Here is a 15,104-nt window from a genome sequence, read left to right on the forward strand (position 1 = left end):
TGGACTTCACGGCTGATGGTTGATGGCGATCGTCCCAAGTGGCGCGCGATCGACCGCAACGAGCAGCGCATGCTGAGCCATCGAGAGATTTCCTCTCGTTCAGAAAGGCCGAGCGCCTGTTTGGCACGGTGCCGATCCGGAGGACGTATGCCACCGGTTGGCGAGATCACAGAGAAGACCGACGAGGACTCCCGGTCAAATCGGCGTCCGATCGAACTCATCGGCTCGCCGGCCTGCCAGCGATCCCAGATCTCAGACCGCTGAGCGGTCGAGTAATAAATGCGACGTCGCTGTTTCATGCCCACACTCCATCTTTGCTAAAAGATTAGAGTGTTGCGCTGACCAATTGAGCCCGCCCTCCAAAGCGGACGTTCGTTACGGGCTACGGCTATTCGAGTCAGACTTTTAGGACCGCTTCGAGCGCGCGAACACCAGAATCAGATTGTTGGCGGGCATCCCGGCGATCTCGATAAGCTTGAGACCGGCATTTGCTGCCAGCTCTTCCAAGGCTTCGACATCGCGCACGCCCCAGTCGGGGTCGTTGTCGCGAAGACTTGAGTCGAACACGGCATTGCTCAGTGCGGTGTGCTTGCCGCCGCGCTTGAACGGACCGTATAGAAACAACCGCCCATCCGGCCGCAGGTAATGTCCGGCGCCTGCAAACAACCCTTCCGCGACGCGCCACGGCGCGATGTGGATCACGTTGGCGCAGAACACCGCCAGCAATTGGTCAGGGCCGCTGCCGTCATGCATCTCCGGGCACCACGCCGGATCGGACAGATCGATCCGCAGCGGCGGGCGGATATTCGCTAGCCCTACATGCGCCCGCCACGCCGCGATGCTTCTTAAATGCTGCTCGTTGAGGTCGCTCGGCCACCAGACGATTTCAGGACTATGGCGGGCGAACTCGACCACATGCTGGCCGGTGCCGCTGCCGGCTTCCACCACGTCGCCGGATTTCCCGGCAAGGAATTGCTGCAATACCGGCCAGATCGCCTGATGGTTGCGGTGAAACGCCGGCGCGTCGAGGCGACCGTCGGGCTCGACCGGCCGGCCGTCCTTGCCGAATTCCACGACGTATTCAGCCATCTCAGACTTTCACTTCAAATCGCCACAATGAATTTGCTTGAGCATCGTCGTGCACGGCTTTCCTCGTTGGATGCTGTTGCGTTCGCATCGAAGGCGTTCGCCGCGGCTGGCCTCGCGGCCGACGGCAAAGTACATCGCGGTGCCATCCGGGTCGACTGGAACGACCCGCCGGTGATGAACCTTGCGCTCAAGGGTGCCGCCAATGTGATCGAATATTACCGCGCGGGGAACGAAGCGGTGGAGGTTTAGAACGTTCGTATGGTAGTATCGAAGCTCATTCACGACGGCACCAGCCATGATCTTTCGCCAGCTCTTCGACAGCGTTTCGGGAACCTACAGCTATCTGCTGGCCAGCCGGGCCGGCGGCGAGGCACTGATACTCGATCCCGTGCTGGAGAAAGTCGATCGCTACTGCCAATTGCTGCGCGAACTCGATCTCCGGCTGGTCAAGGCCGTCGATACACATCTGCATGCCGACCACGTCACCGGGCTCGGCGAGCTGCGCGACCGCACCCACTGCGTCACCATCATGGGCGAGCAGAGCAAGGCCGACGTGGTGGCGATGCGGGTCAGTGACGGCGACAGGGTGATGATCGAGGGCCTCAGCCTCGACGTGATGTATACGCCCGGCCATACCGATGATTCCTACAGCTACCTGATGGGCGACCGGGTATTCACCGGCGATACGCTGCTGATCCGTGGCACCGGCCGCACCGATTTCCAGAACGGCAGCGCGCGGGCGCAGTACGAGTCCATCTTCGGCCGGCTGCTGAAATTGCCCGATGAAACCATGGTGTTTCCAGCCCATGACTATAAGGGCGATACAGTCTCCACCATCGGCGAGGAAAAGCGGTTCAATCCGCGGCTGCAGGTGCGCTCGGTCGACGAATATATCGAGCTGATGGCCAATCTGAAACTGCCCAACCCGAAGATGATGGATGTGGCGGTGCCGGCGAACATGCATGTCGGCCTGCACCAGGACGATCTTGCCAAGCAAGGTCTGGCGCTGGGCGCCCGCGAGGCCATCGACAACCTCGGCCGGCCCGATATTCTTCTGGTCGATCTCAGGGAAAACAGCGAACGCGCCAAACACGGCATGCTGCCGGGCGCGCTTCATGCGCCCTATCCCGGAATCGATGAAAGCCTGGCACCCGGCGGTATGTTGCGCGAAGTCGCCGCGGGCAGCGGACGCCGCATCGTGTTCTTCTGCGCGTTCGGCGAGCGCTCGGCGATGGCGGTGGCGGCCGCCAAGCAAGCAGGCCTCGCCAACACCGCTCACATCGCCGGCGGCATCGACGCGTGGAAGAAAGCCGGCGGACCGATACTGACGGGGTGAGATCCGTTGCCGCGAGGCCGTCGTCACCCATACTCCGCGGCTTCAGTCGTGGCGAAGAAGACCAGCAGCCCGCAAAATCATTGACGGCGGTGGTGATGGGTCTTTGCGTTCGCAGGGACGACGGAAGAGTTCAGCCGGATGACGCTAACGCCGCACCCGCGGCAGCTCCGCCACCAGCACATCCAGCGCTTCGGCAAGCATCACGCTGCCGCACTCGGTCAGCCATTCCGGAATGACAATCCGCTTCGACGGCGGATAGAATCGCTCGAGTGCGGGATGCAGCAGAAATGCCTGGCCTTCGTCTCTCGCGTGGTCGCCGGCCTGCGACACCAGAATGAAATCAGGCTTCAGGTTGACGATCGCTTCGAGTGAAGCAAACCCGCCGGAGGCGACACCGAGATCGCCTGCGGCATTGAACAGCCCGGTTTCCGTCAGCACCGAACTGACAAAGCTGTCGCTGCCGGATACCCAACCGCGCCGCGACAATGGCAGCACGCGATAGTGTTTATCCGCGACCGCCAGACGCGCGCGCGCCACGGAAGCGTCGAGCCGAGCGATTTCCGCCGCGGCGCGATCGGGATGCTGCACAATTTCGCCCATCGCTCGGATGTCAGCCTTCACTTCGTCGAGGTTTCGCGGCACCGCGAATTCGACGAGATGAACGCCGTTTTCCTTCAGCAATTCGCGCGTCGAGCGCTTGTCGAACAGGCTCGCGACGACGATGTCCGGCTTGAGCACCAGCAGATCCTCGGCGCCGCCTGACAGGACCGGAAAACGGCGCGCGTCGCCCGACGATGATTGCCAGCCGTCACGTGAAAAACGGCTGAGACCGACGATTTGCTGCGGATCGGCCAGCGGCACCAGCAATTGGTCGGTGCAGACATTCATCGATGCGATCCGCGGCAAACCGGCCGCGGGCGCCGGCGAAAACCATGCGTTTCCGAACGTCGCAAGCGTTGCAAGCACGATCGATTGGAATAGACCTCCGAGGCGCCTGCTCATGGCACGTCCTAAATTTCCGCCCATGGCACAATCACGGTCTCGCGCTGATATTCCGCGCGATACGAGCTGATGCGGAATACGTCCGCCATGACCTGCTCGGAGAGCGCTTCGGCCGGAGCGCCTTGCGACACAAGGCGGCCTTCCGACAGCACCAACACCGTGTCCGCAAATCGCGCGGCAAGCCCGAGATCGTGCGTCACCACGATCACCAGCGTGCCCTGATCGGCGGCGGTGCGCAGGGTTTTCATGACATCGATCTGGTGACGCGGATCGAGCGAGGATGTCGGCTCGTCCGCCAAAATCACCGGCGCTTCCACCGCGAATACGCGGGCCAGCGCGACACGGCTGCGCTCGCCGCCGGATAATTCCGTAACCCGGCGCTCGCCGAATTCCATCACGTCGGTCGCCTGCATCGCCCGCAGCACCGCCTCGGTGTCTTTCGGCGTCAACCGCGCCGGGTCGGTCGCACCATGCGGATAGCGGCCGAGCGCCACGATATCGCGCGCCGGCAGCGGCCAGTGCACGAGGTGGCCCTGCGGCAGATAGCCAAAACTCCGCGCACGTTCGCGTAGCGGCAGCGACGACAGCGCGGCGCCGCCGACATGGATGGCGCCACGAGCGGGCACCAGTCCCGCCAGCGCGCGCAGCAGCGTGGTCTTGCCGGCGCCGTTCGGACCTACCAGCGCGACCAGATGCCCTGATGAAAGCGAGAGCGAGACATCATGCAGCACGGCGCGACCAGCCAACGCCACGTTCAGGCCTTGCGCGGTGAGGAAGGCGGGCGCGGTCAAGCCACGCCTCCACCGAGCACGCGCCGCTCGCGCATGATCAGGTAAAGGAAAAACGGCACGCCGATGATCGAGGTCAGCACGCCGACTTTGATATCGCCGGTCGATGGAATGATACGCACGGCGATATCGGCTGATAGCAGCAGCGCCGCCCCGGTGAGCGCGCTTGGCAAGAGCAACCGCGTCGGATCGTGGCCAATCAGCGGCCGCATCAAATGCGGCGCGACCAGGCCGATGAAGCCGATGGTGCCTGACACAGAGACGGCGCCGCCGACGCCGAGCGCGACGCCTGTGATCACCAAAAGCCGGAGCCGGCCGACATCGACGCCCAGGCTTTGCGCCGTCTCCTCGCCGAGGCTGAGCGCGCGAAACGCATTGCGCTGGCTCAACAGAACGACCGCACCGGCCACGATGAAGGGCAGCGCCAGCATGACATGCTGAAAGCTGCGATCCTCCAGCGAGCCGAGCAGCCAGAACGCAATTTCGAGCACCACGAACGGATTGCTGGATAGATTCATCACCAGCGCGGTCGCAGCACCGGCAAGGCTCGAAATCGCAAGGCCTGCCAGAATGAGAATCAGCAGGCCGGCGTTGCGGCCCGCGACGGCGAGCAGCACGAATACCGAGGCGAAGGCCATGGCGATCGCCGCAACCGGGAGCGCGTAGGAGCGCACGTCGGCAAGACCCAGCGCGATCACCAGCACCGCGCCGAAGGCCGCCGATTGCGGCGCGCCGAACAGTGAAGGCGACGCCAGGGGATTGCGCAGCAATCCCTGCAATGCCGCGCCCGATAGTCCGAGAATAGCGCCGATCGCAAAGGCTAGAATCGTGCGCGGCAGGCGAATCTCCTGCACGATCACCTGCTGCACGTCGCTGCCGCCGCCGAACAAGGCGTCGATGACGGTCAACGGCGACAGCCGCACCGGTCCGATTCCAAGCGACACCAGCGCCAGCAGGGCGACAAGGACGACAAGCCCGGCCATCACGCCGGAGCGGCGGCGCGCCGCGATGTCAGCCGTCACCATGACGTTCTGAATGCTCATCAATCGTCCTCAGGCGGCGGCGACGCCGCATCGCTTCAATGCTCATACAATGATTGAGGTCGGGCACAAGCGGGGCTTGCGAACAAATTGCGTAGCCGACGAAGAGCAAACGCCCGCCCCGGACGATGGGCATTGACTCCTAGGCGGCCAAACTTCTAGATATTCGCGACGGTTCCCTAGCTTGGGGATCAAAAGGGAATGCGGTGCGGGGAAACTTCCCCAATGCCGCGGCTGCCCCCGCAACTGTATGCGGTGAATCTTTCGTCATAGGCCACTGGGAATCTCGGTCCTGGGAAGGCGACGCAAGGTATCGACCCGCGAGCCAGGAGACCTGCCGTCAGCCGTGGTCATACGCGAAGATGTCGGTCGGGGAGTACAGACATTAGTTTCGCCAGCGCTGCGCAAGCACCGTGGTGAGACTTGGTTCGCTGTGACGTGCCACTGACGTCATACCGAGGCCCGAACCATGTCTTCCGTCACCAATGCCGTACAGCGGCGTCGCACCAGTTTCCTTGCTTCCACCTTTCTCGTGCCGATCCTTTCATTGGGTATTTCCACTGCGAAAGCGCAGCAGTCGGCATCTCCAGATCTGCTGCCACCCATTGAGGTCCGTCCGCCCAAAAGAGTGGACGGAACAAAGCCTCCGGTCGATCGGGCTTCGAGGTCGCGCCGGGTTGTACGTGCTCCCGTGCAGCCAGCACCCGCAGGCACGCCGCAACCGGGTGCGCCCGTCGCCGCTGCTCCTGTCGTGGCTGTGCCTGTCGCGGTCAGCCCGACCGGAATAGTCACCCCGCTCAATCAGATCGCGAGCTCGGTCACTGTCATCACCGCAAAGGACATAGAGCGGGATCAGCGCCGCACGGTGCCCGAGGCGTTGAGCACGGTGCCGGGGCTCAACGTCGTTCAAAGCGGCGGCCCCGGCGGGCTGACTTCGGTCTTCATCCGAGGCACCAATGCCAATCACGGAAAGGTTTTGATCGATGGCATCGACGTCAGCGACTCCAGCAATCCGGCTCGTGTGTTCGACCTGGGTCAACTTCTCACTGCCGATATTCAGCAGATCGAGGTGCTGCGCGGCCCGCAAAGCGGGCTCTATGGTGCCGATGCGCTCGGCGGTGTGATTTCGATCATCACCAAGAAGGGCGAAGGTCCGCCGCGCGCCACGGGAATGATCGAGGGAGGCTCGTTCGGTACGTTCAACCAGACAGCCGCCTTGAGCGGATCTCAGGACAGGTTCAATTACGCCTTCAACGTCGCGCATTTCCGCGCCACCGACATACCGGTAACGCCGCTGGAGCTATTGCCTCCCGGGCAAAAAGCAATCGGCAATAATTACGACAACATGACGTATTCGACCAAGCTTGGTGCGGACGTCAGTGAAAATCTCACGCTAAACGGCGTCCTACGCTATACCGACGCGACCCTGCGCTTTACCGGCGACACCTTGGACCCGGTAACGTTTGCGAGTGTTCCCGCCGCGGCGCAGAGCACGCAAACAGTGCATCAACTCTTCACGCGCGGCGAAGCCGTCTGGTCGGCGCTCGACGGCCGTATCAAGAACTATTTCGGCGTCAATTACACCAATCACTGGAACTACAACATCTCGCCGGGCGATGCCGCGCCGACGATCACGACCGGCGATCGGGTGCAATACGACTGGCACGCTGTCGCCCAGCTCGCCCCGTACCACACCGTCATCGTCGGCGCGGAGCATCAGATCGAGACGCTGCAGACTTCCACGGTATCGGCTCAAAACATCAACAAGGCAGGCTACGTCGAATTTCAATCGCAGTTCGCGGACCGCCTTTTCCTGGTCGAGAACATCAGACAGGACGACAACGACCAGTTCGGGCAGCACCCGACCTTTCGTCTCGCTCCGGCGCTGATCGTCCCAATAACCGAAACCAAGCTCAAGGGAAGCTACGGTACCGGCTTCAAGGCTCCGACTCTGAGCCAACTCTTCGTGGACTTTCCAGCGTTCTTCTTTTTCGCCAACCCGAATCTGAAGCCGGAGGAAAGCGTCGGCTATGATGCCGGATTCGAACAGCCGTTGTTTAACGATCGAGTCCGTTTCGGGTCGACGTACTTCCACAACGACATCACCAATCTGATCCAGGCCGTGTTTGACAGCACGACCCTCACCAGCACCAACACCAACATCGGCCGGGCGACGACAGAAGGCACCGAAAGTTTCGTGGCTGCCAACATAACCGATCGTATTCGGTTTCGTGCGGACTACACGTTCACGCGGACCGTCGATGCCACGACCGGGTTAGAACTGTTGCGGCGGCCCAAGGAAAAATGGAGCGCCAATGTCATCTGGAATCCGATCGACCCGCTGACATTGTCCGCGACGGTCGTACACACCGGCAGCTTCATCGACGTTAGCCGCGACTTCAGCATCCAGCGTCTGCTGGCTCCGGCATACACGGTGGTCCATGTGGCGGCGGACTACGTCATCAACGACCAGATCAAAGTCTTCGGCCGCGTCGATAATCTGTTCAATGTCCATTACCAAAATCCGACGGGGTTTCTTCAACCGGGTCTCGGGGTCTTTGGCGGCATCCGCGTTGCGAACTACGGGGTGAAATAGACCCAATTTGAGCTCTCGGCAGCCGGCTGCCGAGAGCTCATCCGCGACACGGTCATTGAGCGTCAACAACATTTTCAACGCGTTGTATTGCGACTACGCAATCGCAAGCGCCTTTACGGAGGGCCGGTTCAGCGCCTATCCGCTGCCGGGCCGGACGTTCATGGTGAAGGCCGGCGCGACGTTCTGAACCGAAGCCTGCACCGGGCCGGCTTGTTCCGGGCGCGCAAGACGATATCCTCCCGGCAAAACGCCGGGGGAATTCCCACCAATGCCAACGCTGATCCCGCCATGTAGGCGGCCATGACCGCGCCCGCCGCGGCGATCGATTTGCTGTGCCGGGAAATCGCCAATCCCGGTACGCAATGGAGCCTGGGCACGTTCGGCGCGATCGCCGAATTCGCGCGCGGCCGCGATGAACCGGTCTGGCTGAGCCAATTGCCTCAGTCCGTGTCGGCCGTCACGGCGCGCGGCGGCATTGCGCTCAAGCACGACGTGCGCTGCCGGCCCTTCGCATCCGAAAGCATCACCAAGACCGGATGGGGCCAGAGGGTTGCGCTTTGCCTGCCGGCCGGCGAGTGCGCGATGAATCGCCGTCCAGTACTCACCGAGCTCGGCATCGATCACGACGCTCTGAGGCCGGAACACCGCGGATCGACCCTGTTCGATCTCGGCCTCGGCGCGCTGCAAGCGGATTTCTGTGTACGCATCGAAGACCGCGGCACCATCGCGCAATTGCGCCGACATGCCGGCCGCTCCCTGTTCGAGGCCGGCAACCCTGCGATGGCATTGATCCTTGAAGCAAATCCGCATCGCGTCTTCATCGGCCAGCTCGGCAGGATCGAAGTCTATCAACCCATTCCGCCGGCATCGGGAAAGAGTCCTGAGGGGCCGCATACGCACATTCTGCCAAAACTTTTGAAAAGCGGCCGGACCCATCCCGCGACCGAGCCGATTCCCGACGGCTGGATACCTTGCGCGCATCTCTATCCGCCGCACCCGGCCCGCGATGAATTGGGCGAGTCCCGGCCATTCGATGCAGCTCGCCATGATTCATTTCAGCTGCTGATTGGGACGTTCGGTCATCCCGAAAGTCTCGCGACCAAGCGGCGCGTCGTGGAGGCAGTCGAAGCGGGAGAGCCCCCGTCACCCATGACGCCTAGTCGCCATAGCCGCGCCAGCATCCGCATAGCCTTGCGGCAAATGAAAGCCGCTGGGCATGCGTCTCCGGTATTGCCCGACTGGCTTGCGAGTTTCGATCAAGCCTGTCAGGAAGACCACGAGGACGAAGCCTCCCTTCACCACGATGGCTGATTCGGCGCGAAAAGCTGCTTTCCGGGCGGATTCGGCCTAAAGATGCGCCTTTATCGGTCGGATGCGTGGTAGGATCGGTTCACAGGTCGCCGCACGACGACGCGCGGCCTGCGAATTGGAGGCATCCCATGAACGACGAGCCGAAAAGCGCCGCCGAGATGAAAGAGATCAGGCTGAAGCGAAAGCTCGCCCAGGATGCCGAAGGCATCAAGGCCATGGCGGAGATCGCCGCAGCCGACGTCGCTATTCGAAAGCGGACCGCGAACCTGCGCGCAATGCGCCTGGCAAAAGAAGCCGCCGACCGGGACAAGCCGGCGGAACCCAAGGCCAAAGCCAAGCCCAAGAAAAAGAAATCGACCTAAAAGAAATCGACCTAAATGACAAAAGATGATCGCAACCGCGCTAACACGCGTTTCAATAAAGTGGATCCGGGCAAGATCGAACGCGACACCGCGCTGAAGGCTGTGACCGACAACATGGCGAAGCTGAGAGCGTTGCGGCTCGCCCGCGAGGCCGCCGAGCCTCCACGCCCGGCAGCCACGGTCAAAATGGCGCGCTCCAAATCAAAGAAGACGGGAGAAAAGGGTCCGGCACTGGCGGATTGGCTGGCGAGCCAGCAAAGCGGCGGACGCCGGACTTAAGAAACTGCTGCTATGCCGGCGCGGGCCATTGGATCATCGATCGCGTCTTGGTCTCGGCATCGTAAACCTGCACCTGAAGCATCTGGAACTGGTTCTTCAGGGCCATGCCCGCCCCTTCGGCGGCTTCGACCGTATCGTGGTGCGACTTGAAATGACCGTCCACCACCAGCGAATAGCCATTGGTCGGCGCTTTATCGGCGCGAATGATTCTGCGCGGCGGCTGTTCTTCTGCTTCGATCTTCGGCTTTTTCATGCTTGGCTCCTGTATGATGATCCGATTGGATCGGATCATCATCTCATCTCTTTGTTTGGGCACGATCTCTTCGGAAAACCGGTTCCCACTTTTCCGGATCATGCTCTGGCTGTGCCTCGCTTTACACTGAACGCCGCAAAAAGGCAGGAAAGTTTGTCCGACTATGGCTAATATGCCGGTCAAAGGCCGGCAGATTGAGGTCGATTCGTTGTCGTGAAGGGATGGCTGGGCAAGATGTCGCTCCGTTCGATCAAAGGGCATATCATGGGTGGACCCGGCAAAAGCAAGAAGCCTAAGCTTCCCAGGAAGGACGACGACAAATCAAAGAAATCGCCGCCTGCACCGATCGAGGAAGAAGACTTCGAGGATGGCGATTTCGCCACTCCGAAGCGGGATCGCAACGGCGAGGACGATCAGCCGTTATAAGGCGCTGCTAGCATAAGACGTTGCTAGCATAAGAGGTTGCTAGCGGAAATTTTCGCTCTCGATCAGGCGGATGCTCCTGAGATCGAGCAAATGTTCGCCCCAGCCTTTTCTCGCCAGAGTAACCACCAGCTTCGGCGCGACCAGCAGACATATCGCCGTCAGCGCCAGCGGCACCGCGCTGATCCAGTCCAGCCGCACCGGCGTTAGTTCTTCGGCGCTTTCGGCGTAGGGCCCGCCGCCGATCAGCAAACGCCAGCACTCGCGCGTAAGATCGCCTCGCGTCCCGCCGCGCGACGCGCATCCAAGCAGGGCCTGCATGGCGAGATGGGTCCGGACGCCCGCGCGGCTTTCCGATAGCGGCGCGGGCATTTCACCTTGCGAAACCTGAAGCAGCAAGCCGGCGAGATCGATGCCGGCAAGATACGCGCTCATCGGCTCGACCAGCCGCGGATTGCAATCGATCAGCAGCGGCGTGGCGCTATCATCGGGCAGGATGTAATCAACCGATAACGCACCGTGCCAGGCGAGCTTCTCTCCGATGGTTGCGAGGTGAGCGCGCACCTGCGGTCGAGACACGCTTTGTTTGATCGCCTCGCCGCCGCCGGCGCCGGCGGCAATTTGCCGATAGGCGTGAAATCCAATCAATTTGCCGCGGCAAAACACGGCTTGCGCCTTCTCGGTCGTGCCCGCGACCAATCCCTGCACCAGCACCTCGTCCGCGAATGCACCGTTCGCGCTTAGATCTTGCAGGGCGCTCTCGAGGTCGGCCTGGTTGCGCACAAACCAGATGCCGCGGCTGGCGGTGCCGACGGAGGTTTTGACGACGGAGGGAAAGCGAACGGCATCACGCAGTTCATCAGCAAATTTCACGATTTGCGTGTCCGGCTGCGGCAAGCCGAATTGATCGAGCAGCCGGCTAAATCCCGCTTTGCTGTGCGCGGTGCGGTAGCTCGCAAAGCTCGGCAGCGCCAACCCAACGCGAACCTCCAACCGTTGCTGCACCCGCGCAAACAGCAACCCCTGTTCATGGATCGGCAGCAGCACATCGAAATGCCGCGCCGTCAGCAGCCTCTCGATAAACCCCAAGAACCCGACCGGATCGTCCCGCAGCCCCGGACAACGGTGAAATTTCCGGACGAACCGCGAGAATCTCGCGAGGCAATAAGGTGAGGGATCGCAAACTTCAATGAGGTGGCCCGACAGCCCCAGAATCGTAATCGCCTCCCGCGCAGACGTGCTGTTTCCCTCGGAAACCAGCACCCGGAGGGGGTTTCGAAGCTGCGCGGAATCGGCCATATCGGATCATCCCTGCCGCCGAGGGCTTTGTCTCTGACTTTCACCAGGAATCGCGGGGTTCCAGCCCCACTCGCCAGGGCCGCCATGCGGCGGTGTTCATGGACAAATAACCGGCAGCCGGTAGTTTTGCCGGGCCTTGCCGGGCCGCTACATCTCAACGGGGTTTTAGATCGGATATGGTCGACGTTCTGGCCGCAGCGCAACAAGCGAAGACCGACGCCGCGCCGCGCACCCTGGCCGCGATTTCGACGGCCCATTGGGTCAGCCATTTCCATTTGATGGTGCTGCCGATGCTGTTTCCGTTTCTGAAGGAGCAGCTTGGGGTCGGCTATATCGAACTCGGCCTCGCGCTGACCGCCCTCGCCATAACATCCGGCCTGACGCAAGCGCCGATGGGCTACCTGGCCGACCATATCGGCGCCCGCAAGATCCTGCTGATGGGCCTCACCCTCGGCGGCTTAGCGCTGGTCATGCTCGGCCTGCATCTGAGCTATTCCTGGCTGATCGCCAGCGCCGTGCTGCTCGGGCTCGCCAACAGCGTTTATCATCCAGCCGATTATGCGATCCTTTCCGCCCACATGGATGAGGCGCGCATCGGCCGCGCGTTTTCGATCCACACCTTTGCCGGTTTTCTCGGCGGCGCGGTCGCGCCTGCCATCGTGGCCGCGCTCGTTGCGTCGACCGGAGGCTATGGCGCCCTGATCGTCGCCGGCGCGGTAGGCCCGCTGGTGGCGCTGCTGCTCATCATCGTTGGCATTCCCGACGCCAGCGCCGCCGACCGCAAGATCGATGGCGCCAAGGCGCCGACGCAAACCATCATCACGCCAGCGATCATCGGGCTGGCGATCTTTTTCATGCTGCTGAGCCTCTCCAACGCGGGAATCGGCAATTTCGGCGTGGTGGCGCTGATGAGCGGCTATGGCGCGTCATTCTCCGCTGCCAATATCGCGCTGACGGCGTATCTCGGCTTCGCCGCCATCGGCGTGCTGGCGGGCGGCTTCCTCGCTGATCGCACCCGGCGCCACGGACAAATCGCTGCCGCCTGTTTTGCGATCAATGCGGCGATCGTGTTTGTCATTGCCAGCGTCAATTTGCCATCGCTGCTGCTGACCGCGGCGATGGGCGCGGCAGGGTTCCTCGGCGGCGTGATCGCACCCTCGCGCGATATGCTGGTCCGCAACGCGGCGCCGGCGGGCGCTGCCGGGCGCGCATTCGGCATCGTCTTCACCGGCTTTAATCTCGGCGGCATCGTCAGCCCGCTGTTGTTTGGCTGGATCATGGATCAGAGTTTGCCGCAGTGGGTGTTCGGCGCGTCCGCCGTGTTCATGATTCTCACGGTCTTGCTCGCGCTGGTCTCCGACCGCAGCCCGCAAGCCAGCCTCGAACAACCTGACGCAAGGCTTACGCATCCCTGAGCCTCATCCCCGACAGTTGACAGCATCGGGCGAGAATCCATGATGCGGCAACAAAATTGACCTCGGGATGAAACGCCATGACCTTTGATCCAGACCTCGTGATCCGCGGCGGCACCCTTGCCGACGGCTCCGGCGGCGAACTGTTCGAAGCGGACGTCGCGATAACGGGCGACCGGATTACGGAAATTGGCCGCGTCTCGGGCAAGGGCAAGGAAGAGATCGATGCCTGTGGCAAGCTGGTGACGCCGGGCTTTGTCGACCTTCACACCCACTATGACGGTCAGGTCACATGGAGCCAGGACATAACGCCCTCCTCGCAGAACGGCGTGACCACCGCGATCATGGGCAACTGCGGCGTCGGTTTCGCGCCCTGCCGGCCATCCGATCATCAGCAGTTGATTCAGTTGATGGAAGGCGTCGAGGATATTCCCGAACCGGTGCTGAGCGCCGGATTGCCGTGGGCATGGGAAAGCTTCCCAGACTACATGGACTGGCTGTCGCGGCGCAGCTTCGACATGGACATCGGCGCGCAATTGCCGCATGCGGCGCTGCGCGTCTACGTGATGGGCAAACGCGGCGCGCGCCGCGATCCGGCGACGCCAGACGATAACACCGCGATGGCGGCGCTCGCGGGAGACGCCGTGCGGGCCGGCGCGCTGGGCTTCTCGACCTCGCGCACCCTCAACCACCGCACCTCTACCGGCGATTTCACGCCCACACTGAAGGCCGGCGAGGATGAACTGACGGCAATCGCCGGCGCCATGCACAAGGTCGGCCGCAGCGTGCTGCAATTCGTGCTCGATCAGGACAGCATCGAGGAAGATCTGCCGATGATGCTGCGGGTGGCGGAGAAAACCCAGTGCCCGATTTCGTTTTCCGTAACCCAGGCCGACAAGGCCCCGCGGCGCTGGCGCCAGACACTCGACAGCATCAACCAGGCGTCCGCCCGCGGCCTGTCGATCACCGCGCAGATCGCCGCGCGCCCGGTGGGGCTGTTGCTGGGACTGGAACTATCCCGCAACCCGTTCCAGACCCATCCGAGTTACCAGGCGATCGCCAAACTGCCGCTGACCGAACGCCTGGTGCGGCTGCGCCGGCCCGAAGTGCGCGCAGCGATCCTGAGCGAGACGCCGACTTCGACCGACGATCCGCTGTTCTTCCGGCCGAACTACGACAAGATGTACCTGCTCGGCGATCCCCCGGATTACGAGCAGCCGCCGGAGAATGCGTTGGGCGCGCAGGCCCGCCGTCAGGGACGGCAGCCGGAAGAACTGGCCTATGACGCAATGCTCTCCGACGACGGTCGCGGCATGCTCTATGTGCCGTTCTTGAATTATGCCGACGGCAATCTCGATGCGGTGCACGAGATGCTGCGCGATCCGCATTCCGTACCGGGATTGAGCGACGGCGGCGCCCATTGCGGCATTATCTGCGATGCAAGTTTTCCGACCTATTTGCTGACGCACTGGACCCGCGACCGCAGCCGCGGCGAGAAACTCTCGATTCCCTTCGTCGTCGCGGCGCAGTCGCGCAAGACGGCGCTGTCGGTCGGGCTCTACGACCGCGGCGTCATCGCACCGGGGTACAAGGCCGACGTGAACGTCATCGACTACGACAGGCTTCACCTGCATCCGCCGAAAGTCCACTACGACCTTCCGGTCGGCGGCCGCCGCTTGCTGCAACAGGTCGATGGCTATGATGCCACCATCGTCTCAGGCGTGGTGACGCAACGCCACGGCGCTGCCACCGGCGCGCGCCCGGGCCGGCTGGTCCGCGGCGCGCAGGGAAGTTTGCATTAGCGCTTGAGCGGATACGCTTCAACACGCTCCGAGTCGTCCCCGCGCACGCGAGGACCTATACGCCGCGGCCTATCGGTGGGCGATGGGGTAGACGCGCGTCCCCTTTTTGACG

General features: G+C 62.5%; 17 protein-coding genes and 1 riboswitch. Of the genes, 10 read left to right on the top strand and 7 right to left on the bottom strand.

Going from position 1 to position 15,104, the window contains the following annotated elements:
* A partial coding sequence (locus N554_RS38305; protein WP_156041924.1) for a helix-turn-helix domain-containing protein occupies nt 1-299 on the bottom strand: 299 nt, incomplete at its 3' end.
* Nucleotides 300-405: 106 nt separating this feature from the next.
* Nucleotides 406-1,089: a DUF938 domain-containing protein gene (locus N554_RS0113965; RefSeq protein WP_029584035.1), complete on the bottom strand. Its 684-nt coding sequence runs from the start codon at nt 1,087-1,089 to the stop codon at nt 406-408.
* Nucleotides 1,090-1,116: 27 nt separating this feature from the next.
* Here N554_RS0113965 and N554_RS0113970 point away from each other — a divergent pair, with 27 nt between their 5' ends.
* Together N554_RS0113970 and N554_RS0113975 are read left to right on the top strand one after the other, a co-directional pair.
* Nucleotides 1,117-1,338: a hypothetical protein gene (locus N554_RS0113970; RefSeq protein WP_029584036.1), complete on the top strand. Its 222-nt coding sequence runs from the start codon at nt 1,117-1,119 to the stop codon at nt 1,336-1,338.
* Between the two features lie 46 nt (nt 1,339-1,384).
* Nucleotides 1,385-2,425 (top strand): MBL fold metallo-hydrolase, encoded by a 1,041-nt coding sequence (locus N554_RS0113975; RefSeq protein WP_029584037.1) that lies wholly within the window; start codon nt 1,385-1,387, stop codon nt 2,423-2,425.
* 144 nt (nt 2,426-2,569) lie between these two features.
* On the opposite strand, the gene N554_RS0113980 is transcribed toward N554_RS0113975, so the two are convergent.
* Genes N554_RS0113980 through N554_RS0113990 form a run of 3 tightly spaced genes read right to left on the bottom strand, consistent with a single transcriptional unit; the run spans nt 2,570 to nt 5,240 of the window.
* On the bottom strand, nt 2,570-3,427 hold the full coding sequence (locus tag N554_RS0113980; protein ID WP_081851263.1) for an ABC transporter substrate-binding protein: 858 nt from the start codon (nt 3,425-3,427) through the stop codon (nt 2,570-2,572).
* 8 nt (nt 3,428-3,435) lie between these two features.
* Nucleotides 3,436-4,218: an ABC transporter ATP-binding protein gene (locus N554_RS0113985; RefSeq protein ID WP_029584039.1), complete on the bottom strand. Its 783-nt coding sequence runs from the start codon at nt 4,216-4,218 to the stop codon at nt 3,436-3,438.
* Nucleotides 4,215-5,240, bottom strand: coding sequence for a FecCD family ABC transporter permease (locus N554_RS0113990; protein WP_029584040.1), 1,026 nt, complete (start codon nt 5,238-5,240; stop codon nt 4,215-4,217). Before N554_RS0113990 ends, N554_RS0113985 begins: the two co-directional genes overlap by 4 nt.
* Before the next feature lie 170 nt (nt 5,241-5,410).
* Nucleotides 5,411-5,612: riboswitch (cobalamin riboswitch) on the top strand.
* Nucleotides 5,613-6,006: 394 nt separating this feature from the next.
* Here N554_RS0113990 and N554_RS0113995 point away from each other — a divergent pair.
* The 5 genes from N554_RS0113995 (at nt 6,007) to N554_RS0114015 (ending at nt 9,803) form a co-directional block, all read left to right on the top strand.
* Complete coding sequence (locus N554_RS0113995) at nt 6,007-7,851, top strand: TonB-dependent receptor plug domain-containing protein (RefSeq protein ID WP_371259487.1); 1,845 nt, start codon at nt 6,007-6,009, stop codon at nt 7,849-7,851.
* Nucleotides 7,852-7,906: 55 nt separating this feature from the next.
* The gene (locus tag N554_RS42700; protein WP_256378738.1) at nt 7,907-8,038 is read left to right on the top strand and encodes a hypothetical protein; all 132 of its coding nucleotides are present in this window, start codon (nt 7,907-7,909) and stop codon (nt 8,036-8,038) included.
* Between the two features lie 113 nt (nt 8,039-8,151).
* Nucleotides 8,152-9,162 carry a DUF6925 family protein gene (locus N554_RS0114005; protein WP_051677490.1) on the top strand — a complete coding sequence of 337 codons (1,011 nt, stop codon included), beginning with the start codon at nt 8,152-8,154 and terminating at the stop codon, nt 9,160-9,162.
* 128 nt (nt 9,163-9,290) lie between these two features.
* Nucleotides 9,291-9,524, top strand: a complete 234-nt coding sequence (locus N554_RS0114010; protein ID WP_029584044.1) for a hypothetical protein — start codon at nt 9,291-9,293, stop codon at nt 9,522-9,524.
* A gap of 15 nt (nt 9,525-9,539) precedes the next feature.
* Nucleotides 9,540-9,803, top strand: a complete 264-nt coding sequence (locus N554_RS0114015; RefSeq protein ID WP_029584045.1) for a hypothetical protein — start codon at nt 9,540-9,542, stop codon at nt 9,801-9,803.
* A 10-nt stretch (nt 9,804-9,813) separates the two neighbouring features.
* Here N554_RS0114015 and N554_RS0114020 read toward each other — a convergent pair whose 3' ends face one another.
* A complete protein-coding gene (locus tag N554_RS0114020) occupies nt 9,814-10,056 on the bottom strand; it encodes a hypothetical protein (RefSeq protein ID WP_029584046.1) in 243 nt (80 codons plus the stop codon).
* A gap of 213 nt (nt 10,057-10,269) precedes the next feature.
* On the opposite strand from N554_RS0114020, the gene N554_RS35830 reads away from it, so the two are divergent.
* Nucleotides 10,270-10,482: a hypothetical protein gene (locus tag N554_RS35830; protein WP_036053161.1), complete on the top strand. Its 213-nt coding sequence runs from the start codon at nt 10,270-10,272 to the stop codon at nt 10,480-10,482.
* A gap of 39 nt (nt 10,483-10,521) precedes the next feature.
* On the opposite strand, the gene N554_RS0114030 is transcribed toward N554_RS35830, so the two are convergent.
* Nucleotides 10,522-11,778, bottom strand: a complete 1,257-nt coding sequence (locus N554_RS0114030; protein WP_029584047.1) for an ATP-grasp domain-containing protein — start codon at nt 11,776-11,778, stop codon at nt 10,522-10,524.
* Between the two features lie 176 nt (nt 11,779-11,954).
* On the opposite strand from N554_RS0114030, the gene N554_RS0114035 reads away from it, so the two are divergent.
* Both N554_RS0114035 and N554_RS0114040 read left to right on the top strand, forming a co-directional pair.
* A complete protein-coding gene (locus N554_RS0114035) occupies nt 11,955-13,193 on the top strand; it encodes an MFS transporter (RefSeq protein WP_029584048.1) in 1,239 nt (412 codons plus the stop codon).
* A gap of 77 nt (nt 13,194-13,270) precedes the next feature.
* The gene (locus tag N554_RS0114040) at nt 13,271-14,992 is read left to right on the top strand and encodes an N-acyl-D-amino-acid deacylase family protein (RefSeq protein ID WP_029584049.1); all 1,722 of its coding nucleotides are present in this window, start codon (nt 13,271-13,273) and stop codon (nt 14,990-14,992) included.
* Nucleotides 14,993-15,104: the final 112 nt, after the last annotated feature.

Source organism: Bradyrhizobium sp. URHD0069, from assembly GCF_000701345.1.
Classification (GTDB): domain Bacteria; phylum Pseudomonadota; class Alphaproteobacteria; order Rhizobiales; family Xanthobacteraceae; genus Bradyrhizobium.